General features: G+C 31.7%; 21 protein-coding genes and 1 riboswitch. Of the genes, 7 read left to right on the top strand and 14 right to left on the bottom strand.

The window, feature by feature from the left end; translation table 11 throughout:
• The first annotated feature begins 80 nt into the window (after positions 1 to 80).
• Positions 81 to 953 (top strand): CvfB family protein, encoded by an 873-nt coding sequence (locus BS101_RS06300; RefSeq protein WP_073538045.1) that lies wholly within the window; start codon positions 81 to 83, stop codon positions 951 to 953.
• 61 nt (positions 954 to 1,014) lie between these two features.
• Here BS101_RS06300 and BS101_RS06295 read toward each other — a convergent pair whose 3' ends face one another.
• Complete coding sequence (locus BS101_RS06295) at positions 1,015 to 3,636, bottom strand: calcium-translocating P-type ATPase, PMCA-type (RefSeq protein WP_073538044.1); 2,622 nt, start codon at positions 3,634 to 3,636, stop codon at positions 1,015 to 1,017.
• 180 nt (positions 3,637 to 3,816) lie between these two features.
• On the opposite strand from BS101_RS06295, the gene BS101_RS06290 reads away from it, so the two are divergent.
• Positions 3,817 to 4,239 carry a YaaR family protein gene (locus BS101_RS06290; RefSeq protein ID WP_073538043.1) on the top strand — a complete coding sequence of 141 codons (423 nt, stop codon included), beginning with the start codon at positions 3,817 to 3,819 and terminating at the stop codon, positions 4,237 to 4,239.
• Between the two features lie 143 nt (positions 4,240 to 4,382).
• Here BS101_RS06290 and BS101_RS06285 read toward each other — a convergent pair whose 3' ends face one another.
• From BS101_RS06285 to BS101_RS06270, 4 genes are all read right to left on the bottom strand, one after another.
• Positions 4,383 to 5,654 (bottom strand): M14 family metallopeptidase, encoded by a 1,272-nt coding sequence (locus BS101_RS06285; protein ID WP_073538042.1) that lies wholly within the window; start codon positions 5,652 to 5,654, stop codon positions 4,383 to 4,385.
• A gap of 93 nt (positions 5,655 to 5,747) precedes the next feature.
• Positions 5,748 to 6,266, bottom strand: coding sequence for a gamma carbonic anhydrase family protein (locus BS101_RS06280; protein WP_073538041.1), 519 nt, complete (start codon positions 6,264 to 6,266; stop codon positions 5,748 to 5,750).
• Positions 6,267 to 6,365: 99 nt separating this feature from the next.
• Positions 6,366 to 6,722, bottom strand: coding sequence for a hypothetical protein (locus BS101_RS06275; protein WP_073538040.1), 357 nt, complete (start codon positions 6,720 to 6,722; stop codon positions 6,366 to 6,368).
• Positions 6,723 to 6,849: 127 nt separating this feature from the next.
• Positions 6,850 to 7,824 (bottom strand): asparagine synthetase A, encoded by a 975-nt coding sequence (locus tag BS101_RS06270; RefSeq protein WP_073538039.1) that lies wholly within the window; start codon positions 7,822 to 7,824, stop codon positions 6,850 to 6,852.
• Positions 7,825 to 8,153: 329 nt separating this feature from the next.
• On the opposite strand from BS101_RS06270, the gene BS101_RS06265 reads away from it, so the two are divergent.
• A complete protein-coding gene (locus BS101_RS06265) occupies positions 8,154 to 8,639 on the top strand; it encodes an Lrp/AsnC ligand binding domain-containing protein (protein ID WP_073538038.1) in 486 nt (161 codons plus the stop codon).
• A gap of 99 nt (positions 8,640 to 8,738) precedes the next feature.
• Positions 8,739 to 8,966: a DUF378 domain-containing protein gene (locus BS101_RS06260; protein ID WP_073538037.1), complete on the top strand. Its 228-nt coding sequence runs from the start codon at positions 8,739 to 8,741 to the stop codon at positions 8,964 to 8,966.
• Positions 8,967 to 9,039: 73 nt separating this feature from the next.
• Here the strand turns inward: BS101_RS06260 and argH are convergent, their stop codons facing one another.
• From argH to BS101_RS06225, 7 genes are all read right to left on the bottom strand, one after another.
• The gene (gene argH / locus BS101_RS06255; RefSeq protein WP_073538036.1) at positions 9,040 to 10,356 is read right to left on the bottom strand and encodes an argininosuccinate lyase; all 1,317 of its coding nucleotides are present in this window, start codon (positions 10,354 to 10,356) and stop codon (positions 9,040 to 9,042) included.
• 3 nt (positions 10,357 to 10,359) lie between these two features.
• The gene (locus BS101_RS06250; RefSeq protein ID WP_073538035.1) at positions 10,360 to 11,565 is read right to left on the bottom strand and encodes an argininosuccinate synthase; all 1,206 of its coding nucleotides are present in this window, start codon (positions 11,563 to 11,565) and stop codon (positions 10,360 to 10,362) included.
• A 142-nt stretch (positions 11,566 to 11,707) separates the two neighbouring features.
• Positions 11,708 to 12,487, bottom strand: coding sequence for an amino acid ABC transporter ATP-binding protein (locus tag BS101_RS06245; protein WP_073538034.1), 780 nt, complete (start codon positions 12,485 to 12,487; stop codon positions 11,708 to 11,710).
• Between the two features lie 29 nt (positions 12,488 to 12,516).
• Entirely contained in the window at positions 12,517 to 13,167 is a 651-nt protein-coding gene (ehuC, locus tag BS101_RS06240; RefSeq protein ID WP_012101351.1) for an ectoine/hydroxyectoine ABC transporter permease subunit EhuC, read from the bottom strand.
• Between the two features lie 29 nt (positions 13,168 to 13,196).
• Positions 13,197 to 14,006, bottom strand: coding sequence for an ABC transporter substrate-binding protein (locus tag BS101_RS06235; RefSeq protein WP_073538033.1), 810 nt, complete (start codon positions 14,004 to 14,006; stop codon positions 13,197 to 13,199).
• A gap of 176 nt (positions 14,007 to 14,182) precedes the next feature.
• Positions 14,183 to 14,872, bottom strand: coding sequence for a hydrolase (locus BS101_RS06230; protein WP_073538032.1), 690 nt, complete (start codon positions 14,870 to 14,872; stop codon positions 14,183 to 14,185).
• A 124-nt stretch (positions 14,873 to 14,996) separates the two neighbouring features.
• On the bottom strand, positions 14,997 to 17,402 hold the full coding sequence (locus BS101_RS06225; protein ID WP_073538031.1) for a homocysteine S-methyltransferase family protein: 2,406 nt from the start codon (positions 17,400 to 17,402) through the stop codon (positions 14,997 to 14,999).
• Between the two features lie 257 nt (positions 17,403 to 17,659).
• A riboswitch (SAM riboswitch) is annotated at positions 17,660 to 17,770 on the top strand.
• A 156-nt stretch (positions 17,771 to 17,926) separates the two neighbouring features.
• On the opposite strand from BS101_RS06225, the gene BS101_RS06220 reads away from it, so the two are divergent.
• Positions 17,927 to 19,207 (top strand): O-acetylhomoserine aminocarboxypropyltransferase/cysteine synthase family protein, encoded by a 1,281-nt coding sequence (locus BS101_RS06220; protein ID WP_073538030.1) that lies wholly within the window; start codon positions 17,927 to 17,929, stop codon positions 19,205 to 19,207.
• A 304-nt stretch (positions 19,208 to 19,511) separates the two neighbouring features.
• Here BS101_RS06220 and BS101_RS06215 read toward each other — a convergent pair whose 3' ends face one another.
• Entirely contained in the window at positions 19,512 to 21,437 is a 1,926-nt protein-coding gene (locus BS101_RS06215; protein WP_073538029.1) for an aconitate hydratase, read from the bottom strand.
• Positions 21,438 to 21,473: 36 nt separating this feature from the next.
• Positions 21,474 to 22,835 carry a 2-isopropylmalate synthase gene (locus BS101_RS06210; protein WP_416232331.1) on the bottom strand — a complete coding sequence of 454 codons (1,362 nt, stop codon included), beginning with the start codon at positions 22,833 to 22,835 and terminating at the stop codon, positions 21,474 to 21,476.
• A 450-nt stretch (positions 22,836 to 23,285) separates the two neighbouring features.
• Here BS101_RS06210 and BS101_RS06205 point away from each other — a divergent pair, with 450 nt between their 5' ends.
• Both BS101_RS06205 and BS101_RS06200 read left to right on the top strand, forming a co-directional pair.
• Positions 23,286 to 24,011, top strand: a complete 726-nt coding sequence (locus BS101_RS06205) for a lysophospholipid acyltransferase family protein (RefSeq protein ID WP_073538027.1) — start codon at positions 23,286 to 23,288, stop codon at positions 24,009 to 24,011.
• A 36-nt stretch (positions 24,012 to 24,047) separates the two neighbouring features.
• A complete protein-coding gene (locus BS101_RS06200; protein ID WP_073538026.1) occupies positions 24,048 to 24,914 on the top strand; it encodes a ComEC/Rec2 family competence protein in 867 nt (288 codons plus the stop codon).
• The last annotated feature ends 41 nt before the right edge of the window (positions 24,915 to 24,955 follow it).

The following is a 24,955-nucleotide window of genomic DNA, read 5'->3' as shown; positions in this document are numbered from 1 at the left end:
TTAAAACTAAGTTGGAGTTTTTCATTTACATAGTATATAATAAGCTTTGAACAAAATATAAAAAAGGAAGTGAAATACAGTTGGTTCTTATAGGAAAATTCAACACTCTAAAAATAGTGAGAAAAGCATCCTTTGGTTATTATCTTGATGCGGAGACTGGTAAAACTAAAGATGATATACTTCTTCCAAAAAGTAACGATGAAGAAGATCTTCTCTCTGTAGGAGACGAGGTAAATGCTTTTATATACAAAGATTCAAAAGACAGATTGATAGCCACTTTAAAGGCTCCCTTAGCTACCGTAGAAAACCTTGCTTATTTAAAGGTAGTATCAAATACAAGTTTTGGAAGCTTCATAGACATAGGACTGGAAAGAGATGTTCTTGTACCCCTTTCAGAGCAAAAATACCCACTGCTTCCTGAAAAGTATTATCTTTTTTACATATATTTAGATAAAACCAACAGAATAGCAGCTACCACAGATATAGATAAATATCTCCTTACAATAACTGATACTAAACCAGAACAAATAGAACAAAAATATACCATAGGTTCTGAAGTAACTGGTATAGTCTATGGATTTCAAACTAACGACAGTGCCATGATAGCTGTGGATAATGTTTATAGGGGTGTAATACTAAAAAATGAATATTACATGAATCTTTATCCCGGTGATGAACTAAAGCTCAGGATAAAGAACATATATGAAGACGGCAAGCTGAGTCTTACTCCAAGAAAAACACCCAAATATGAAAGAATATCTCTGGAAGAATCTATTTTAAATTATCTGAAAAATCATAATGGTTTTATGCCTTATAATGACAAGAGTTCTCCTGAAGATATAAAACGTGTTTTTCATGAAAGTAAAAATTACTTTAAAAATGCCTTAGGCGGACTTATGAAAAGAAACTTAATAACACAGGATGAGAAAGGCACAAAACTGAAAAAGCTCTAAGAGATTTTTTAAATTTCTAAGCTTTAAAAATTAAATATTCTTAAAGCTTAGAAATAGATTATTACTTTCGTTCTATTTTATTATAAATTATTTTTGCAATTTCATTTATAATGAGAGGTATAAGTGACAGGAGAATAACAAACATCCAGTCATTTGGTGTAAGAGTAAATACTTTAAATACTGAAGCTAAGAAAGGCACTGTAATAACTATATTCTGAAGTATTATACCTAAAATTATAGCCCCTATTAAATATTTATTGGTAAAAACCCCAATTTCAAATATGGATTTTTTATTATGTCTTATGCTTAAAGTATAGATTAATTGAGATATACTGAGTACTACAAAAGACATAGTCTGTGCATGTGTAACAGAATTTGGATATATTTTAATTCCTATATAAAAGGCGAACAAGGTAATTATACCTATTAAAATACCATTTCCTATTAAGAAAGTACCATTTCTTCCTGAAAATAATCCTTCTTTTTGATCTCTAGGTTTTTCTTTCATTATATCAGGATCATCTGGATCTACTCCCAATGCCAAAGCTGGCAGACTATCTGTTATGAGATTCACCCATAGAAGATGAATAGGTCTTAAGACCGCAGGCCACCCTAAGATTATTCCTATAAATAAAGCTATTATCTCTCCTATATTACAGGAAAGAAGAAATGTTATAGATTTTCTTATATTACTGTATATATTTCTTCCTTCCTTTACAGCTTCCACAATAGTTGAAAAGTTATCATCTGTAAGTATCATATCAGAGGCACCTTTTGCCACATCTGTTCCTGTAATACCCATAGCTACTCCTATATCTGCAGCCTTTAAAGATGGTGCGTCATTTACGCCATCTCCAGTCATAGATACTATATTCCCTTTTTGCTTTAAAGCCTTAACTATTCTTACCTTATGCTCTGGAGACACTCTTGCAAAAACTCTTAAATTATCAATCCTATCCACCACCTCATCTTCTGGCATTCTATCAAATTCAGCTCCCAGTATTACCTGTGAACTATCTTCTGCTATACTCAGTTCTTTTGCTATGGCATAGGCAGTATTTTTATGATCCCCTGTAATCATAACAGTTCTTATACCAGAGTTTTTACATTCTTCTATGGATTTTTTTACATTTTCTCTAGGTGGATCTATCATTCCCACAAGTCCTACAAATATCAATTCACTTTCCATGGAATCAATTTTAATATCTGATGAATCCTCCACCTTAACTGCAGTTGCAAGTACTCTAAGAGCATCTTTTGACATTGAATCAGAAGCTTTTATTACTTTAGATTTTAATTCTTCTGTAAAATCTACTACATGACCTCCCAAATACATATAACTGCAGATTTTTATTAAGTTATCTACTGCACCTTTTGTAATCACATGATACTTATCCCCATATTCATTTAAAGTGGTCATAAGCTTCCTATCAGAATCAAAAGGTATTTCATTTGCCCTGATATGGGCTTTACTTTCACTATCTTTAAATATATTAAACTTAAAGCCAAGTTCTAAAAGTGCAATTTCTGTTGGATCCCCTGTTTGTGAATCCTCTGAATAAGTAGCATCATTACAAAGCACCATATTTTCTATAAGTCTCTTATGTATAAAATTATTTGCATCTAACTTTAGAATATTATCTAAGGTATCATCCGCATAAAACTTTGTAACTGTCATTTTATTTTGAGTTAGGGTTCCAGTCTTGTCAGAACATATTATATTTACAGACCCCAATGTCTCTATAGCAGGAAGCTTTCTCACTATGGCATTCTTCTTTATCATTCTCTGTACCCCAACTGCAAGTACTATGGTAACCATAGCTGGAAGTCCTTCTGGAATAGCAGCTACAGCAAGACTTATAGCAGTTAAAAACATTTCGAATAAATCTCTCTTTTGAATCACAGCTACAAAAAACATAAGAATACAAATTATAAGTACTACAAAACCTAACATTTTCCCAAGCTGTGCCAATTTTTTCTGAAGAGGAGTCAAATTTTTACTATCGTCATGAAGCATTTTGGCTATTTTCCCTATTTCTGTGTCCATACCTGCAGCTACAACTACTCCTACTCCTCTGCCATAAGTAACCAATGTAGACATAAAAGCCATATTTCTCTGATCTCCAAGGGCTACATCATCTTCTTTTAAGGTATCCTCTGCATATTTTTCCGAAGGTACAGATTCTCCTGTTAATGCTGATTCTTCTATTTTCAAATTTGCACTTTCTATTAACCTTAAATCACAGGGAACATATTTACCTGCATCTAAAATTACTATATCCCCAAGCACTACATCTTCTGAAGAAATTTCTATAATTTTTCCATCTCTTTTCACCAGTGCCTTAGGTACAGAAAGCTTTTTTAAAGATTCCAGTGCTTTTTCTGCTTTTGACTCCTGAACCAAACCTATAACTGCATTTAGTATAATTACAATACCTATTATAATTGCATCACTTATTTCATTAAGTAATGCAGAAACTACTGCCGCAGCCAAAAGTATATATATAAGAACATCGTTTATCTGTTCAAATAAAAGTATTAAAATTGACTTTTTCTTTTTTTCTGCTAATTTATTTTGTCCATATTTTTCTATTCTAATTTTTGCTTCTTCACTAGTAATACCATTTATAGAATCTGTATCTAATTCCTGTATTACCTCCTGAACACTTTTTTTGAACCACATAAAATCACCTACCCTTTATTGTATTTTTTGAACTTAGTATAATCTTATACTTATTTCAAATAATTATTACAGATTAACTTTATTTTTGATATAATTTTTAATATAATTCACTATATTTTTATGAAAATATTATATATAATAATTTATAAGTATATTCTAATAAAAGCACGGAGGTAAATTATGGAAGTTTCTAGAATCGGTAGATCTTCTGCCCCTTCTTCTAAGAATAAAAGTATAAAAATAAAAAAGGATTTTTCTCAAAGCTTTAATTCTCAGATGGAAAAAAAGTCAGAACAAGAACTAAAAAACATGTTCGATAATATTAAAAAAAAGGGAAATAGACTATCCATAACAAAATGTTATGCAGACGTTAGAAGTTACAAAAAGATGATACAAGAATATCTGGAGTCAGTATTAAAGTATATGTATAATGTAAAAAAGGATATAAGCTTTTGGCAAACACAATATTTTATAACCGTAGATACTATAGACAGAAAACTGGAAGAACTTACTGAACTATTAATGAACGAACAGAAGGAAAATTTAAATGTAGCTGCTACTATTGATGATATAAGTGGCCTTTTAGTAGATATATACAAATAAAATTTTTCCAAGGGTGGTAATTAGCTAATACTCCTATCTTCTTCAAAGTGGGATATAATCATCTCTCTATAGCAACCTCCACCTGAATCATTTGATAATTGTATTTAAATCCCTATGTATTCCACCTGAAGAGGTGGAATACATCATATTACAGATGCAAGCAAAAGTATTTCCTCATTATCCTCATATATTTTATCAAATTGACTTATAGGAAGGGGGTTTTTTCCTTTGCCTACTTCTATAGTAAATCCAGGTCTCCTATGATCTTGTATAAACCAGTCTTTATATCCCGCATAAGATGCTATTCCCGTAGTTTCTTCTAAAGAATAACCACTGGCTTTAGCAAACAACTCTCCTATTCTTCTTGACTCTGAAGGAGTTACTTCACCATACTGCCAGTAAATAACTTCTCCTTGACTATGATATGCTAATACCAATCTAAAATTATGGCTATTTGTGAATCTTACCATAGCCTTTGTCTCAGGTTCCGATACAGGATAAGGTCCTGAGTATCTGGTAGGTCCAGGTCCATACACCCCATAGGAAGCTTCTGCTTCTTTTGAAAGCTGCCACATGGCATTATAATTATGATTAATATCTACCCCTCTATTATTGGCCTGCCAATCTTTAGAAAAATCTTCACTACCATTATTCCATCTTTTTAAATCATAGTAAAAAGGATTATTCCTACTTAATCCGTTTAAAACAAGTTCTACTCCATCAGGATTTACCATAGGAACTATATATATACTACTATTTCTCCATATATCTCCTATATTATATCCCCTTATATTCTCTCCTCGGCTGTATGCTCTGGCAAAATTTTCTATAAATTTCATTAAAAGTGGAGCCGTTATCCATTCCAATGAATGATGAACTCCATTATATGATACTTCATTTGAGCCTACACCAAGTTTCACATAATAAAGTTGTTTTCCAAGTACACTTTCTCCTATGCTGCCAACAGTTATAAAGGGATACCTAGCTTCTAATCCCATAAGATCCATTTCCAATATATTGTAGGTGTAATCTATATTTGTATCTACCACATCTATATTATAAGGTACCTTGACTTGTACACCTGGAACCAATTGAAAAGGTTCTATCCCAGGATTCGCTACTATTATGTCATACACGTCAGTTCCATATTTTTTAGCTATGCTGTACAGAGTATCCCCTGTTCTAATGGTATACATATCATATCCTAACATAAAACTTCTTAAAATTCTATAAGTATTAGGTCCTATTATTCCATCTACAATTAAGCCATGATTCCTCTGAAAAATTTCCACTGCTTTTTTAGTATCTGTACCATATATTCCATCTATTGCTCCGGGATTATATCCTATCTTTTTTAGAGTTGCCTGTATATGCATAACTTCAGTGCCTCTAGATCCTAATTTGAAAATGGGCATATTTAATCTCCTAAATTATTTATGTTAATATATATCTATACTTTTGTGATAAAATAGGTGACTAAATTATATTTAAAACCTTCTACATTCAATTTATACTATTATATATTGTTTATAACTTTTAGATTGTCTAATATACTCCTCTGCAGAATGCCTTAAAAACTTTTTTTCCTCTATAGTAAGTTTCCTTATGACTTTTGCCGGAGAACCCATACACAGTACTCCTGAAGGTATTTTTTTATTTTGAGTCACAAGGCTTCCTGCTCCTATAATAGTCTCTTCTCCAATTTCTGCATTATCTAAAATTATGGAACCCATACCTATTAAAGAATAATTTCCAATCTTTCCTCCATGTACTATGGCATTATGACCTATGGTAACATACTCTCCTATCTCCGTAGGATTTTTGTCTAGGCTTGTATGTATAGTACAATTGTCCTGTACATTACTTCCTTTCCCCACATATATATGATTTAAATCTCCCCTAAGCACAGCACCAAACCATATACTTACATCTTCACAAAGTTTAACTTTCCCTATAACCTCTGCATTGTCTGCTATAAAACAACTTTCATCCAATTCTGGCATATAGTATTTGAATTTTCTTATCATAAACCCTCACTCCCTCGAAAATTAGTATTTTATTAAAGTAAATCATACCTGCTTAAATTATAGCCAATTTGCTCCTAGTATAAAAGTATCGTAAACTTATTATTTTCCCCTATTTGCTCTATTGGGTTTAGCTTTGGGCCTTATCTTTATATCTTTACCCTTGGAAGATTTTCCTCCATTTTTATATATACCGCCATTTTTCAAATCTACAAACCATAAAAACAAGATTAAAAACACTGCAGAAGAAATATACTGCCATATGGTACCATTTAGATTATACTTAAAATAAGCTGAAATCACAGGCGGCAAAAAAAATGCACCTATGGCCAGTATGAGAATCAGCCATTTGTTAGGATAAAATTTATGTAGTATATGAGATTTTAATAATTTATAAAAAATTATCACAAGTACCGTCATAACCAGCACTTGTAAAGCTATATTTAACCATGAAGGCATTTTATTTCCTCCTTTAATTTATACATTCTTATATTATTATATACTTTAAACGTAAAAAAATAAATAACAGCAGTCTTTTATACATTAAAAAGGCTGTCTCAAATCTTTATTTGAAGACAGCTTTTGTTTAAAATATATATTTACCTTTTCCTGGCTTTCTACTAAATACAGTGACTTCATCAATATCATCCTGCTGGCAAACAAATCTAGTCATTCTTTCAACTCCAAATCCGGCCCCAGCTGTTTTAGGAATTTCTCCTCTTTTAGCCAGCTCAATATAATCTTTCATAGACTGTTCATCCATACCTGCTTCTCTCATTCTTGTTATAATCCTATCATATTTATATTCTCTTTCTCCTCCGCTCAATCCCTCTACATAACCCATAGGCCATATTAAATCATAATTTTTATATGTTCCCTTATTTTCTAGGTCTTCAGCATCATAAAACTCTCTCTTGTGATTTATCAGCCAAAAAGGTCTAGCTGCTTCTTTTGAAGCAAGAGCTTCAAAGTCTTCTCCATACTTAGCCTTTAACTCTTGAGTAGTATGCCTTTCAAAAGGACCTGATACATCTAAATGAGAAGTTCCTATTCCCAATTTTTTAAATTCTTCTTTGCACTCTTCTTTTATATAGGAAAATGCTTGCTCTATTAATCCTTCCATGAATCCAAATATGGTATCCATAGTTGCATCTTTAAACTCAAAATCCACTTGGGTAAATTCAAATAAATGCCTTACGTCTCCTCTTTCTGGAAGTTCAAGCCTTACATTTGGAGATACAATATATATCTTCTGTAAATACGGACTTGATAAAGCCAGTTGCTTATGAAATATCATGGATTTTGTAACATTGAACTTTTGGCCTCCATAAGTAAAATCACAATCTTCTACACTATGGCAGAGAGGATCTGTTATAGGAGATATCATATTAGGTAAAAGCCTTACTACTTCATTTTTATACATATAATCATCTACTGACCTTAATATTGCTTGTTGTATTTTAAGTATATTAGGTAATTTTTCCCTTTTGATTTTTTCAATTGCTTCATCTAAAAGTTTTAATTCTCTTTCATTCTCATCTTTTAATACATACGTTTTCATATATAAAAGCTCCCTTCAATATTCGGATAAACCATTTATTTTTTGCTTTTAATTTCTTTAACAATATAATAATACTTTTTTGTATAAATTACAATATTACTAATTAATATTATAATAATTTACTTATTTATCAAATACAGCTAGTTGCCATTGAACAATTAGAAATTATTTGCCAATGATAACGTTTAAAATTATTAATTTGATAAAGTTTCTGATATAATGTTATTATAGGATTGTTATACATTTAAACTATAGCAAATTATATTAATGTAAATTTTATTAAAAAATTAAATTGATTTTAATAGATTTTAAAAAGGAGGAAATATAAATTGAGCTTAAAAATTAACGGGTTAGATGATTTGGACCTTCAAATTCTTGACATTCTTTTAAAGGACTCAAGAACTCCTTTTCTAGAAATAGCTAGAAAATGTCATGTAAGCGGTGGAACCATACATGTTAGAATGAAAAAAATGCAGGATATGCATATAATTAAAGGTACCAAACTTATAATTGACAACTCTAAAATAGGATATGATGTATCTGGTTTTATCGGCATATATCTTGACAAAGCTAAATCTTTTAAAGAGACCCTAGAACAATTGGAAAACATAAAAGAAATTGTAGAGATTCATTATACTACTGGAGAATATTCAATATTTATAAAAGTTATTTGTAAAAATATAACTGACCTGCAAAATTTACTTATGAATAAAATACAATCTGTAGATGGAGTACAGAGAACAGATACCATCATATCTCTTTTCCAGCCTGTAGATAGAAGTTTAAATATAGATATCTTAGACAGCGAGCACTAGTTTTTTATCTTCTTTTTATTTTAACTTATAAATTTTAAGAATATGGAAATAATAAATACGGGCACAATATTTTATATAAAATAAAAAGGAGATGTAAATATGAAAACACTAGATATTATTGCACTAGTATTAGTTGTAATAGGTGCTCTAAATTGGGGACTAATTGGATTTTTTAGATTTGATCTTATAGCAGCACTATTTGGAACAATGTCTACTTTCACTAGAGTACTATATGCTCTTGTAGGTCTTGGAGGATTATATGCTCTTTCATTTTTCGGAAAAGAAAGAACTTCCAGAGATACAAGGGATGCAGGTGAAGTTAAATAGTTGTTAAAGAAATTATTTACTCTAAAAAAGTGGAAAACTTTTCAAACAAGTTTTCCACTTTTTTAGAGTGCTATTATTTTAAATTTCTTTTTATTCCTCTATTTATTGTATTCTTATAATCTATAAAATCATATACATCCTCTTCAAAAAGAGAACTGAATTTTTTTAGCTCATCTAAAGAAAGATCTTCTATGGCTCTATTCTTATCTTCACAATACAGCACAATTTCACCGATCACCTTATGTGCATCCCTAAATGCCATACCTTTATTAACTAAATAATCTGCTGCTTCTGTGGCATTTAAAAATCCCCTTTTAACTGCATTAAAGGTGTTTTTTTCATTGACTTTTAATGTGGAGAGCATACCACTCATAATCTTCAAACAGCTTAATACAGTATCTAAGGAGTTAAAAAGCTGTTCTTTATCTTCCTGCATATCTTTATTATAGGCAAGAGGAATACCTTTCATAGTAGTTAGCAGTGACACGAGTGACCCGTATACTCTCCCAGTTTTGCCTCTTATAAGTTCTGCAGCATCAGGATTCTTCTTTTGAGGCATTATGCTGCTTCCTGTGGAAAATTCATCATCTATTTGTATAAAATTAAATTCTTTACTGCTCCATAATATAAGTTCTTCACTTAAACGACTTAAATGCATCATTATTATAGAAAAATCTGATATCAACTCTATAACATAATCCCTGTCACTTACACCATCTAAAAAATTATCTACAGGTTTTTTAAATCCCAATTCTCGAGCAGTAAAATTTCTATCTATGTCATAAGTAGTTCCTGCTAATGCACAGCATCCTAGAGGACTCTCATCCATGATACAAATGGCATTTAATATTCTCTCCCTGTCTCTTTTAAACATATGGTAATATGCCATTATATGATGTTTAAAAGTTACTACCTGTGCCCTCTGAAGGTGAGTATATCCCGGCATTATTACATTATTTTTATCCCCAAGATTTTCTATTATATCCTGAAGATACTCTATATTTTCAACTACCTCTAGGGCTTTTCTCTTAGCATATAATCTAAAGTCCAATGCTACTTGGTCGTTTCTACTTCTGGCAGTATGTAATTTTTTTGCTACCTGTCCTATTCTTTCTATTAAATTAATTTCCACAAAGCTATGTATATCCTCATAATCTCCTTCTACCTCAAGTTTACCTTCCTCTATATCTTTTAATATAGATTCTAGTCCACTTAATATAGCTTTACTTTCTTCACTAGATAAGATATTACATTTAGCAAGCATTTTAACATGAACCATACTTCCTTCTATGTCTTCCCTGTAAAGTTGTCTATCAAAACTTAGAGAACTATTAAAATCCTCCATAAGTTTACTTTCAGATTTTTTAAATCTCCCGCCCCAAAGCTTCATAACCTAATTTCCTTTCTCCTTTTCTATCATAGCTTTAATTTTATATGGAAGACTAAATATTTTAATAAATCCTTCAGCATCTTTATGATCATATAATTCACTTGCACCAAAAGATGAAATGTCCTCATCATATAGTGCATATGGCGCATCCACTCCAGCCACCATAACATTTCCCTTATAAAGCTTTAACTTTACACTTCCTGTTACATTCTTTTGAGTAACTTCTACAAAAGCATCTAGTGCTTCTTTTAAAGGACTGAACCATAACCCATCATATACAAGTTCTCCATATTTTTGAGATATCATTTGCTTATAATGTGCTGTATTCTTATCTATAGTCAATCTTTCAAGAGCAGCATGGGCAGCATATAATATTGTTCCCCCTGGTGTTTCATAGACGCCTCTTGATTTCATACCGACTAATCTATTTTCTACCATATCTACTATTCCAATTCCATTTTCTCCACCTAATTTATTAAGAGCTTGCATCATTTCTACAGGAGGCAATTCTTTTCCATCCAGCTTTTTAGGAATGCCCTGCTCAAAATACAGTTCTACATAAGAAACCTCATCTTTTGCTTTTTCTGGAGGAGTAGTCATAAAATACATGCTGCTTTTATGTTCATTTTTAGGATCTTCTAAGTCTCCTCCTTCATGGCTTACATGCCATATATTTTTATCATTTGAATATATTTTTTCTTTAGTTACAGGTACTTCTACCCCTTTAGAATTTGCATAATCTATGGCATCTTCTCTAGATTTTATATCCCATATTCTCCATGGTGCTATTATACCCAATTTAGGATCAAAACTTGCTACCCCTACTTCAAAACGCACCTGATCATTACCTTTCCCAGTACATCCATGAGCTATATATTTAGCTCCTTCTGCATGGGCTATTTCTACCAATCTTTTTGCCATAAGGGGTCTTGCAAGAGAAGTTCCAAGTAAATATGCATCTTCATACAATATATGAGCTTTTACCGCACTAAATAAATAATCCCTTACAAACTCTTCCTTCACATCTTCAATATATACTTTAACTGCCCCAGTTTTTATTGCCTTATTTCTTACTGCCTCCATGTCATCATCTTGTCCCACATCTATACAAGCAGCAATAACATCCAAATCATAATTTTCCTTAAGCCAAGGAATAATAATTGAGGTATCAAGTCCTCCTGAATATGCCAATACAACTTTATCTTTCATAAATCAGACCTCCAAATTATATCAAAATTTTTTATATACTATACCAATAGCTAGTTAAACTCAATAACTACTCTTTCTTTAATTAATATTATTTTCTCTAAAAACTATAATTCATGAACCCCCTAGTAGGTTATTTCAAAAACTATTTTATAACCTTATCCAAGAAAGCTTTTGTTCTGGCCTCTTTAGGATTGGAAAATATTTCTTCAGGAGTACCCTGCTCAACTATTTTCCCACCATCCATGAATATAACTCTATCTGCAACTTCTTTAGCAAAACCCATTTCATGACTTACAACCACCATGGTCATTCCATCTCTGGCCAGATCTTTCATTACATTCAAAACTTCTCCCACAAGTTCCGGATCAAGTGCTGATGTGGGCTCGTCAAACAACATTATATCTGGATTCATAGCAAGAGCCCTTGCTATAGCAACTCTTTGCTGTTGCCCTCCTGAAAGCTTAGATGGATAATAGTCCATTTTATCTCCAAGTCCAACTTTATTCAAAAGTTTTTTGGCTCTTTCAAGTACCACTGCCTTCTTTTCCTTTTTAACTATCAAAGGAGCTTCCATAACATTTTCAATAGCAGTCATGTGAGGAAACAGATTAAAGCTTTGAAATACCATGCCCATCTTGGTAGTTATTTTTCTAAGTATTTTTTTATCCTTTGGATTTAATTCTTCCCCTTCTATAATTACGGTTCCACTGTCTAAATCCTCTAGGTGATTCAAGCATCTTAAAAGAGTACTTTTACCTGATCCTGATGCCCCTATCACTACCAGAACTTCTCCTTTTTTTACCTTTATATTCAAATCCTTAAAAACTGTTAAATTATTAAAACTTTTAGTTAAATTTATTCCTTCTATCATATATTCTAATTTATCTGAATCTTCATAATTATTCAGAATTATATTTTCCATATAATTATACCTCCAATTATATTTTACTATTAACTATAAACAGCTAATTTTTTCTCAAATGCTGAAAATACAGTTGTAAACATAGTTGTCATTATAAGATATAAAACCGCTGCTGTAAAAAATACAGATATGGGATCAAAACTGCTTGCATATATCTGCTGAGCTGATCTCATAAGTTCAACCATTGCTATAGTGGATACTAATGAAGTATCTTTCAATATAGCTATAAATTCATTTCCCACTGGAGGTATTATAACTTTCCAGGTTTGAGGTAATATTATCCTTCTCATGGTCTCTCCATAACTGAAACCTAAAGCTTTGGCTGCTTCAAACTGCCCTTTGTGTATAGATTGTATTCCACCTCTTATTATCTCTGCCATATAGGCACCACAATTTAATGCAAGACCCAATACAGCCGCCGAAAAAGGTTTAAGTTCTATCCCCACAAAAGGTAACCCATAGTAAAAGAAAAATAATTGAAGTAGTAATGGAGTACCTCTAAATACCCATGTATAAATACTTGATATAATTCTTAGTACCATATTTTTAGATAATTTTAAAAGTGCTAAAAATATTCCAAGAATAGTCCCAAGTATCAAAGTAATAACTGTAAGTTCTATGGTCATTACACTGCCCTTTAATAGGATAGGTAATATGTCTTTAATAAATCCCACGTCCACTGCTTTCATACACTTCCTTTTGCATATATTTATTTATATATGTCTTCCCCAAACCATTTAGTTGAGATTTTAGACATTGTTCCATCTTTTTTTAACTCATTTACTGCCTTTTGTACTGCTTCTTCTAGTTCCTTATCACCTTTTCTAAATCCTATGCCCATTGGTTCACTAGTGAGTTTTTCACTTAACACTTTATATTTTCCATTTTTTGATGCATTTGTCATATAGTATCTTCCTACAGGTTCGTCAATTATTACAGCATCGATTCTACCTGCTGCAAGATCCTGGAGTGCTTCTGTAGCCTTATCATATTTTTTGACTTCTTTTAATCCGCTTAATTTCGATGCAGATTTTTCACCTGTTGTTCCAAGTTCCACCCCTACAGTTTTACCTTTCAAATCACTCACATTTTTTACTTCTGTATTTTCGTCCTTAACAACCACAATTTGTCCTGCCATTACATATGCTTCTGAAAAATCTATATTTTTCTTTCTTTCATCTGTTATACTCATTCCAGATATTATAGCATCAAACTTACCAGAGTTTAGTGCTAAAATTATACCGCTAAAATCAGTACTTATAAATTCAGTTTTTACTCCAAGTTTCTTTCCTATGGCACTTGCCATGTCCACATCAAATCCCTGAAGAGTATTTTTACTATCCCTAAATTCCATTGGAGGAAAAGAATCTTCCAATCCTATTTTTAAAACCCCTGCTTTTTTTACCTTTTCAAGAGAATTTTGTGTCTCATTACTGCTGCTGTTGCCACAGCCTGTGAATAAGGCAACTGTAAAAATGATCATTACTAATGAAATAATTGCCTTTTTAAAATTTTTCATTATTTCTCCCCTTCTCTAAAAATAATTAAACTTTAACTCCTTAGGTTAAGTACATAAATAATTATACATATATTATTATAATTATTCAATACCTTCTTCATTTTTTTAAATATATTTTATACTTAAATAAAAGTTGCACTTATATTAAATAATATTATTTAATATAAGTGCAACTTTTAATAAGCATCTCTATACCTTTCCATACTTTCCTTAAATAATTCTGCAGTTGAAGGTGGAGTATAAGAAATAGCATTTGCACCTGCCTGTATTGTTTCCCTAATACTATCTTCGGTTTTTCCGCCCGTAGCTATTATAGGAAACTCTTTATAATTTTCTCTTATCTTTTTCACGAGCTCTGCACTATTTTTACCAGCAGATACATTTAGTATGGAAGCTCCTGATTTTATTCTCATCTCAATATCATCCCGCTCGGATACTACTGTAACTACAATAGGAATGTCAATAGAGTCTCTAACCGCCCTTATAACCTCATTAGATGTGGGACTATTTACCACTACTCCCATGGCTCCTGTAAATTCAGCATTTAATGCCAGATTTACAACCCTCTTTCCCATAGTAAGTCCCCCTCCTACGCCGCAAAATATTGGCACATCAGAGACTGCAACTAAGGCTTCACTTATAACTATCTGTGGAGTAAAAGGATAAACTGCTAAAATTGCATCTGCATTTATATTTTTTATAACTGCTATATCTGTAGTGAATGCAAGAGATTTTATTCTCTTTCCAAAAATATTTATTCCACTGGCTTCCCTAATTACAAGAGGCAGATTTATCATATGATCTCTAAGTGTCCCTCTTATTTCAGGTACATATTTTACACTTTTTTGATTAGCTCTTTGACTCATTTCTTATCTCTCCAAATCAGCTTTTATATGATTTTACTTTCATAACTATTTTATATTAATCTAAAAAAATATTCTATAAAAAGATTTAATTTAATATAATTTTAACCATATCCTTAGATGAATTTTAAATTAAAAATACCTCTTCTGCTATTTTAACAGCTTCTCTGGCATCTTTAGCATAATAGTCTGCTCCTATCATATCTGCATAATTCTGATTCAACACCGCTCCCCCTACTACGATCTTACAGTTAAGGTTATTTTCTTTTATAGCTTCTATAGTTTTTTTCATGCTAGCTACAGTAGTGGTCATAAGTGCACTTAATCCAACTAATTTTATATTATTATCTCTTATAGCATTTACTATATTATCTATATCTACATCTCTTCCTAGGTCTATAACTTCAAAACCATAATTTTCAAGCAGCACTTTGACTATATTTTTCCCTATATCATGTATATCACCTTTTACTGTAGCTAATACTATAGTGCCCTTTTCTAAATTTTTCTGTCCGCTGCTCAACATATTATCTTTTATTATTTCAAAAGATTTTTTTACAGTTTCCGCCGACTGTATAAGTTGAGGTAAAAATATATCCTGCAATTCATACTGTTTTCCCACTTCATCTAATGCAGGAATTATATAAGAATTTACTATTTCAAGTGCTTTCTTATTCTTTAAAAGCTCCGTTGTCATAGCTTCAGCTTCATCTTCAATTCCATCAATAATCAATTGTTTAAGATCTTTTAAATTATTATCTGCATTTTTAAGGGGACTATTACCTTCTCTTTTTAGCTTTTCATCTTTAGATTTATTTCCATATTTAATTACATATTCTTTTCCTTCTCTATCTATGTTGGTAAGGACTTCAAAAGCAGCTATAACCTCTTTCATAGACTCATCTGCGGGATTCATTATTGGTAAATTCAATCCTGCCTGCAGTGCCATAGCAAGAAAAGTTCTATTTAGTATACTTCTGTTTGGAAGTCCAAAAGATATATTACTTACTCCCAAAACAGTTTTTACTCTAAACTTTTCTGTTACCATTTTTATAGCTTTTATTGTCTCTAATACTTCTTTTTGTTGGGCAGACACAGTTAAAGTTAGACAATCTATTATTATATCCTTTTTATTAATACCATAAATACTTGCAGTTTCAATTATTTTTTCTGCAATTTTTACTCTTTCTTCTGCGGTATGAGGTATTCCCCTTTCATCTATGGTAAGTGCTATAACACATCCTCCATATTTTTTTACTATAGGAAATACTTCTTCCATAGATTTTTTACTTCCATTTACAGAGTTTATCACAGGTTTTCCATTATACATTCTTATTCCGGCTTCTAGAACTTCCGGATCAGGACTATCTATACTGAGGGGCAATTGAACTACTTTCTGTACTGCTCTAATTGCCTTTTTCATAATTTCAACTTCATTAATCTCTGGAAGTCCCACATTTACTCCAAGTATATTCGCTCCTTCTTCCTTTTGCATGATAGCCTCTTTTTGTATATAATTGATACTTCCTTCTTTTAACTCCTTTTTATAAATACTTCTCCCTGTAGGATTAATTCTTTCTCCAATAATTTTTACTTTTTCACCTATTATGACCGTATCTGTAGCAGAACACACTGCTGTATAATGCTTTTCTTTTATATTCAAAGGTGTTAACCCTTCTAAATCCTTTCTACACATTCTTATAAATTCTGGAGTAGTACCACAACATCCTCCTAAAACTCTAACCCCTTTTTGAGCCATGGTTAACACATTCTCTGCAAAATCTTCAGGGGATATATCATAAATTGTATTTTCCCCATCATACCTTGGAAGTCCTGCGTTAGGCTGCACCATAACCGGTATAGAAGAATACTTCAAAATTTCTTCCACAATTCCTTGAAGCTCTTTAGGTCCTAAAGAACAGTTAACCCCAAGAACATCAACCCCTAAAGCTTCAAGTACAAATACCATAGTTTTAGCATCTGTACCCATAAGAGTTCTTCCATCTTCCTGAAATGTCATTGTACAAAATATAGGAAGACTACTATTTTCCTTTGCTGCAAGGACAGCTGCTTTTGCCTCATACAAGTCAGTCATAGTTTCTATTAGGACCACATCCGCACCAGACTTTTCACCTATAACAATTTGATTCTTAAATAATTTATATGCACTCTCAAAGCTTAAATTTCCTGTAGGTTCCATAATCTTTCCAATAGGCCCTATATCAAAAGCCACTAATTTATTTCCTGCTTCCTGTTTTGCAAGTTTTACTCCAGCTGAAATCACATCTTCTATGGTGTAATCAGAAGAATCATATTTTAATTCATTAGCTCCAAAAGTGTTGGTTGTTATAATATCTGCTCCTGCATCTAAGTACTTTCTATGTATCCCACTTATTATTTCAGGATTTGTAATATTAAGTACCTCTGGTAATTCTCCTAATTTAAGTCCCGCTTTTTGAAGCATTGTTCCCATAGCTCCATCAAAAAAAATAAATCTATTGTTGAATTTATCTACTAAATTTTTAAAATTCATTATGTCTCCTCTTTTCCCAAGTACTCTATACCTGATTAAACTATAATCTTATATTTATGCAATAAAACATTAATTATTTATCCATATAACTTTAAATTATGTATTTATTCTTTTTTCATAATAAATATTTTAATATTGCTTGTCAACATTTTTACAATGTTTCACTCTCAAAAAATAAAAAATAATTATTTTTTTTGATTTTTCTATTGACAAGTATTATATATATCTGTTATTATTTTTTCAATCGAATACGGAACTTCTTATCCAGAGAGGCAGAGGGACTGGCCCTATGATGCCCGGCAACCTGAATGATCTTTTATTGTTCAACGGTGCTAATTCCAGCAGGTGTGAAACCTGGAAGATGAGAAGCATGAAGAAAATCTTCTTGTAACTTATCTTACAAGAAGATTTTTATTTTTACTTTTCTTTAGATTATAAACAAGAAGTTTCGTGCAAGATGTTAAAAACTTCAAAAATAATAAATAAAGAATATCTGATACAAAAATATCAAGGAGGAATATATAATGAGTGAAAAAAAATTATCATTTGAAACATTACAGGTACATGCAGGTCAAGTACCAGATCCAACTACTGGTGCAAGGGCAGTTCCAATCTATCAGACTACATCCTTTGTTTTTAAGGATGCAGATGAAGCTGCAGACTTTTTCCAATTGAAGAGACCTGGAAATGTGTATGGTAGAATAATGAACCCTACTGAGGATGTATTTGAACAGAGAATAGCAGCCCTTGAAGGGGGCTCTGCAGCCCTTGCTACATCATCAGGAATGGCAGCAATTTTATACTCCATACTTAATGTAGCCAATTCTGGGGATGAAATAGTATCAGTCAGCACACTATATGGTGGAACTTATGAATTATTTAAAGTGACTTTAAAGAAACTTGGGATCAATGTAATATTTGTAGATCCAGATGATCCTGAAAATATTAGAAAGGCTATTACCCCTAAAACTAAAGCAGTTTATGGGGAAACAATAGGCAATCCGAGAATTAATATTTTAGATATAGAAGCTGTGGCAAATATTGCTCATGAGAATGAAATACCTCTTATTTTAGATAATACATTTGGAACACCATACCTTGTAAGACCAATAGAATACGGTGCAGATGTAGTTATTCATTCTGCAACCAAATTTATTGGAGGACATGGAGCTGCAGTTGGTGGAGTTATAGTTGATGGCGGTAAATTTGATTGGGCAGCAAGCGGCAAATTTCCTGATTTCACCACACCTGATGAAAGTTACGGTGGACTTGTATATTCAGACTTAGGTGCTGTAGCCTTTGCCACAAAAGCAAGAGTTCAACTTTTGAGAAATACAGGTGCTACAATTAGTCCTCAACATGCTTTCTATTTTCTATTAGGGCTAGAATCCCTATCTTTAAGAGTTGAAAGGCATGTATCAAACACACGAAAAATAGTAGAATTTTTAAATAATCATCCGAAAGTTTCCTGGGTAAATTATCCTGAACTAGAAAGTAGTCCATATAAAGAGTTATCTAAAAAATATTTTCCAAAAGGAGCAGGTTCCATATTTACCTTTGGAATAAAGGGTGGCCTTGAAGCAGGAAAGAAATTTATAAATAGCCTTAATTTATTTTCACTACTTGCAAATGTAGCAGATGCTAAATCTCTTGTAATCCATCCATCAAGCACTACCCACTCAGAACTTAATGAAGAGCAGCAAAGATCAGCAGGAGTTACTCCGGATCTTGTAAGACTCTCCATTGGAGTTGAAGGTGTTGAAGACCTTATAGATGATTTGGAACAAGCTCTTGCCCAAGTTTAATATCATACATTGTGATTAATTATTTAAGACTCCTCCTACAAATTAAATAATTAATATCCGCTTATTTAAAAAACTATAATCTAAATAAGCAACACAATAATTACTAATTCTTGTAACAAAAATAGTAATTATATGTTACATCACCTCCTAAATTTATTTAAATAATCCCTGGATTCTTTCGGAAGAATCCAGGGACTGCTAATTAACTATTTTTTTTAAAATTTCACTAACTTCCAAACCTATACATTCCCTAAAATAAAAATGACTTGATGTTTCATCAAATTTATTTCAAGCTGTTAAAATTTTAATTATTAATTCTCTTTACTAAATTTAATAATCCTCCGTACCTTATCATATTTCTCTGCCTATCTGTGGCATCAAATATCATCCTATATTCTTCACCTTTAGTTTTGTTGGCTACTATAACAATATTATTATCAATTTGTGTTAATGCATCCTTAATTTCTAATTCATCCATAACATTTATTTTGTCATAGTCCTCTAAATTTTTAAATACCAAAGTAATTATCCCATTATTTATAAGATTGGCCTTATGGATTCTTGCAAAAGATTTAGCAAATACTGCTTTCACCCCCAAATAAAGTGGTGCTAAAGCTGCATGTTCCCTACTTGAACCCTGACCATAATTACTCCCTCCTACTATAAAGCCTCCTTGATTTTCCTTTGCTTTTCTAGGAAAATCCTCATCACAGGGAGTTAGACAATATTCAGCCAAGTAAGGTATATTAGACCTATAAGGTAAAAGCTTAGCATTAGAAGGCATTATATGATCTGTAGTTATATTATCTTCTACTTTTGTGAGAATCTTTCCTTCTATAACTTCGCCTAAAGCTTTTGCCTTAGGAAAAGGTTTTATGTTAGGTCCCCTTACTACTTCAACTTCTCTTCCATCTTCTGAAGGATCAACTATCATATTATCTTCTACTAAGAATTTAGAAGGCATTTCTATATCAAAGTGCTCTCCTAAAGTCCTTGGATCTGTGATATATCCTATTAACGCGGAAGCTGCTGCAATTTCCGGACTAACCAAATATATTTTAGCAGATTTGGTTCCAGATCTTCCTTCAAAATTTCTATTAAAAGTTCTAAGTGAAACAGCATCAGTAGATGGTGATTGTCCCATGCCTATACAAGGCCCACAGGCACTTTCAAGTATCCTGGCTCCAGCTGCTACCATAGAAGCCAAAGCGCCGTTCTCCGCTAACATAGTTAAAACCTGTTTAGATCCTGGAGATATTACCAAAGATACATTTTCACTTACAGTGTTTCCCTTTAATATGTTTGCAACTTTCATCATATCCACATAAGAAGAATTAGTACAACTTCCTATGCACACCTGATTCACTTTTATATTTTTCAGTTCAGAAACAGGTACTACATCGTCAGGACTATGTGGACACGCTACCATAGGCTCAAGCAGAGATAAATTTATCTCCATTTCTTCATCATATACCGCATCTTCATCCGGCTGTATTAAATAAAAATCTTCTTCCCTTCCCTGCGCTTTTAAAAATTTCCGTACTACATCATCACTAGGGAATATAGAAGTTGTAGCACCCAGTTCCGCACCCATATTGGTTATGGTAGCCCTCTCTGGTACAGAAAGAGTTTTAACCCCTTCTCCAGTATATTCAAAAATCTTTCCTACTCCACCTTTAACTGTGAGCCTTTTTAACATCTCCAAAATTATATCCTTGGCTGTAACCCAAGGACTCAATTTTCCAGTTAAGTTTACCTTTACAATAGAGGGCATATTTACATAATATTCTCCTCCTCCCATAGCTACAGCTACATCCAGCCCCCCTGCACCAATAGCAAGCATTCCTATGCCTCCGCCAGTAGGAGTATGGCTGTCTGAACCTAAAAGAGTATCTCCTGGAGCTCCAAATCTCTCTAAATTAACTTGGTGGCATATTCCATTTCCTGGTCTTGAAAAATATATACCATGTTTTTTTGCTACAGTTTGAATATAAAGGTGATCATCTGCATTCTCTGGTCCAGACTGTAGTATATTATGATCAATATAGGCCACAGATCGTTTTGTTTTAACTCTATCTATTCCTAACGCCTCAAATTGAAGATAAGCCATAGTTCCTGTAGAATCCTGCGTGAGGGTTTGATCTATCTTTATGGCTATTTCTTTTCCAGGTATCATTTCACCTTTAACTAAATGATTTTCTATAATTTTCTGTGATGCATTTAATCCCATTCCTATCCTCCATTTTTATAAATTAAGAGCTATAAATTAGCTAGCTCTTTCTTCTGTTTTTTCAATAACTTCTGGCATTACTTTGCTCACTAATAATTCTAACTCATTATTGCCTATTACGCTAGTCCTTCCTGCTCTATATTGTTCATCTACCCACATTTTTATTTGATCAATCCTAGGGTCATTTTTATGAACTTTATCCTCATCTTTCAATCTATAATAGGTATTAACCCAAGCTGCTATTCCTGCACGACCAGAATACTGACTTACTGCCACTACTACTGGTCTTCCTAAAATTTTATCCGTATCAAATATATTATAGATCTCCTCATCCTTCAATATACCATCTGCATGTATTCCTGCTCTTGTTACATTAAAATCAGTACCTACAAAAGGAGTCCTTACAGGTACAGAATACTTAACCTCTTTTTCGAAATATTCTGCTAACTCTGTTATAACATGAAGTTTCATGTTTTTAGTATTCCCTTTTATTTGAGCATATTCAAATATCATAGCCTCTAAAGGACAATTTCCTGTTCTCTCTCCTATTCCTAAAAAAGAGGTATTTATAGAAGATGCACCATATAACCACGCAGTTGAAGAATTAGTTACTACTCCATAAAAATCATTATGTCCATGCCACTCTATCCATTCTGAAGGAACCTCACAAATATTTCTAAGTCCATGTATAATTCCCTGTACACTCCTTGGAATTTCCACACCATTGTAAGATACTCCTAATCCTAAAGTATCACAGGCCCTTATTTTTATAGGTATATTTGCTTCTTTTGACATTTTCATAAGTTCATTTACAAAAGGCACCACAAATCCATAAAAATCCGCCCTTGTTATATCTTCCAGATGACATCTAGGGCGAATTCCATTATTTAGCGCCTCCCTTGCTAAATCTAAATACATATCCATAGTTTCTTTTCTTGTCATCTTAAGCTTTTTAAATATATGGTAATCTGAACAAGACATAAGCATTCCTGTTTCTTTAATTCCCATATCCTTTACTAATTTTAAATCTTCCTTATCTGCCCTTATCCAAGAAGTAACTTCTGGAAATTCATATCCTCTTTCCATACATACCTCTGCAGCTTTTCTATCTTTTTTTGTATATAGAAAAAATTCCGTCTGTTTTATTATTCCTGAATTATTATCTAATTCATGAAGATAATCAAAAATCCTAACTATCTCCCTAGAAGTATAAGGAGGCATAGATTGCTGTCCATCCCTAAATGTAGTATCTGTAATATATATATTATCTGGAAGATCCATAGGTAATTGTATATTATTAAAAACTATTTTTGGCACTTCTTCATATGGAAATATGTCTTTATAAAAATTAGGATCATTTACATTGTTCAATTTATAATCATAGGAACATTTTTTCATATAAATCATCTCCTTATTTTAAATATTGGATCTATAACTCAAAATGAATTTTTGAATTATTTTGGTAAAGCTAATTCATATATATCTTTACCTGTATATGTAAAAACATTATATTTATACTTAAAATTCAAATAGTTATTAGATATATGGCACTCTAATAACTATAAATAAGAATAATTATACTTATATTGTAGCACTTTTATTATATTTTAGCAAATAAATTTTATCCCATTATCATACATTTGAATAAAACGTATTCATCTCCTTTAATTATATATGAAAAAGGATTTTTTCCATCACATATTGGCTCTATAAAATTACAATTTCATTTTTAAAACTATAATTTTATATTTAGCAAATATACATGAATATAATTATTCCTATGATATAATGAATAAGGCAATATATATTAAATAAAAGTATAATATTACAGAAAGGGAGTTTTTACTTATGTTAAGAACCATTTTATTTTACTTTATTTTTTTCTTGTATATGATATATTCATTGGGTAAGAGATCAAAGTTAAATAAAATTAGAAAAACCAAAAGCGAAGAAGAAGCCCAAAATTACATAAATATATCCTTAAAAAAATGGGCTGATTTTATATTAAAACTTATAGGTGCCCAAATAGAATTAGAGGGAGTAGAAAATATACCTAAGTCCCCCTGTCTTTTCGTTTCTAATCATCAAGGTTTTTTAGATATACCCATAATAGTTCATTCTGTAGATAGAACAGTAGGTTTTATAGCTAAAAAGGAAATAATAAAATTTAAATTGATAGCTTACTGGATGAAACAAATAAAATGTGTTTTTATAGATAGAAAAAGTATACGAGAATCTATGAAATCCATAAATGAAGCAATTCAAATATTAAAGGGTGGACACAGCATGGTAATATTTCCAGAAGGCACCAGAAGTAAAGGTCCTAGAATAGGTGAATTTAAGAAAGGAAGTTTGAAATTAGCTTTAAAAGCAAAGGTTCCTATAGTTCCTATAGCCATAGATGGCAGCTACAAATTAAGAGAAGGCAATAAATATAGCATAGTAAAATCGGCAAAGGTAAAAGTAACCATATGTAAACCTATATATACTGATAGACTTTCCAAAGAAGAGTTATCAGATATATCAAATATTGTAAGACAAGAAATACTTAGACAGATATACATTGGAGAATAACGTAAAATAATTATTACAACAGGGTGGTTGAATCTTATGAATTATATAAAAAAATATTTTAATATAATAGTTCTATTAATATCAATAACTTTTTTGATATCCGGCTGCATGGATTTAGAAAGTAGCCAAACAAGCAATTCCTCCAATAAATCTTTAGAATTTACAGTACATTATATAGATATTGGTCAGGGAGATAGTGAACTTATTCAAGTAAACAATAAAAATCTATTAATAGACGCAGGACCAACTAAAAGTACTGATAAGCTTTTATCCTATTTAAATAGTATAGATATTAAAAAATTGGATTATGTAATTGCCACCCATCCTGATGAAGATCACATAGGTGGCATGAGTACTGTAATAAATACATACTCTATAGACAAATTTTATGCTCCCAAAAAAACAGTTAATACCAGGGCCTTTGAGAATATGATAACTGAATTAAAATCTAAAAATATGAAAATAGATGTTCCAAAGCCGGGTATGCAATTGGATTTAGGTGAAAATACTAAGGCAGAAATATTAGCTCCCAACAGCGATAGATATGAAGACACCAATAACTACTCCATAGTTTTAAAAATATCTTATGGAAATACCAAATTTCTTTTTACAGGAGATGCAGAAAAATTAAGTGAAAGAGAAATTCTAGATAAAAACTATGATATATCTGCAGATGTATTAAAGCTTGGTCACCATGGTAGTTCTACTTCTACCACAGATGAATTTTTGGATAAAGTATCCCCTGAAATAGCAATCATAAGCTGTGGTGCAGATAACAAATATGGGCATCCCCATAAAGAAACCTTAAGAAAACTAAAGAAGAGAAATATACGTATCTATAGAACTGATATTGATGGAAATATAGTGCTTATAAGTGACGGAAAAAATATAGCTAAGAAATGACTATATGATATAACTTATTTTCTAACTTTCTAAATATAAAA

Origin of the sequence: Clostridium kluyveri, assembly GCF_001902295.1 — a bacterium.
GTDB classification, from domain to species: Bacteria; Bacillota; Clostridia; order Clostridiales; family Clostridiaceae; genus Clostridium_B; species Clostridium_B kluyveri_B.
This window is presented reverse-complemented; position numbering and strand designations above follow the sequence as displayed.

Coding starts and splice junctions, on each gene's coding strand:
- BS101_RS06285 (WP_073538042.1), bottom strand. CDS start 5,654: ATGCCCATTTTCAAATTAGGATCTAGAGGCACTGAAGTTATGCATATA.
- BS101_RS06245 (WP_073538034.1), bottom strand. CDS start 12,487: ATGGAAAATATAATTCTGAATAATTATGAAGATTCAGATAAATTAGAA.
- BS101_RS06250 (WP_073538035.1), bottom strand. CDS start 11,565: ATGAAAGATAAAGTTGTATTGGCATATTCAGGAGGACTTGATACCTCA.
- BS101_RS06220 (WP_073538030.1), top strand. CDS start 17,927: ATGAGTGAAAAAAAATTATCATTTGAAACATTACAGGTACATGCAGGT.
- BS101_RS06270 (WP_073538039.1), bottom strand. CDS start 7,824: ATGAAAACGTATGTATTAAAAGATGAGAATGAAAGAGAATTAAAACTT.
- BS101_RS06235 (WP_073538033.1), bottom strand. CDS start 14,006: ATGAAAAATTTTAAAAAGGCAATTATTTCATTAGTAATGATCATTTTT.
- BS101_RS06205 (WP_073538027.1), top strand. CDS start 23,286: ATGTTAAGAACCATTTTATTTTACTTTATTTTTTTCTTGTATATGATA.
- BS101_RS06260 (WP_073538037.1), top strand. CDS start 8,739: ATGAAAACACTAGATATTATTGCACTAGTATTAGTTGTAATAGGTGCT.
- BS101_RS06290 (WP_073538043.1), top strand. CDS start 3,817: ATGGAAGTTTCTAGAATCGGTAGATCTTCTGCCCCTTCTTCTAAGAAT.
- BS101_RS06295 (WP_073538044.1), bottom strand. CDS start 3,636: ATGTGGTTCAAAAAAAGTGTTCAGGAGGTAATACAGGAATTAGATACA.
- BS101_RS06215 (WP_073538029.1), bottom strand. CDS start 21,437: ATGGGATTAAATGCATCACAGAAAATTATAGAAAATCATTTAGTTAAA.
- BS101_RS06225 (WP_073538031.1), bottom strand. CDS start 17,402: ATGAATTTTAAAAATTTAGTAGATAAATTCAACAATAGATTTATTTTT.
- BS101_RS06230 (WP_073538032.1), bottom strand. CDS start 14,872: ATGAGTCAAAGAGCTAATCAAAAAAGTGTAAAATATGTACCTGAAATA.
- BS101_RS06275 (WP_073538040.1), bottom strand. CDS start 6,722: ATGCCTTCATGGTTAAATATAGCTTTACAAGTGCTGGTTATGACGGTA.
- BS101_RS06210 (WP_416232331.1), bottom strand. CDS start 22,835: ATGAAAAAATGTTCCTATGATTATAAATTGAACAATGTAAATGATCCT.
- argH (WP_073538036.1), bottom strand. CDS start 10,356: ATGAAGCTTTGGGGCGGGAGATTTAAAAAATCTGAAAGTAAACTTATG.
- BS101_RS06280 (WP_073538041.1), bottom strand. CDS start 6,266: ATGATAAGAAAATTCAAATACTATATGCCAGAATTGGATGAAAGTTGT.
- BS101_RS06200 (WP_073538026.1), top strand. CDS start 24,048: ATGAATTATATAAAAAAATATTTTAATATAATAGTTCTATTAATATCA.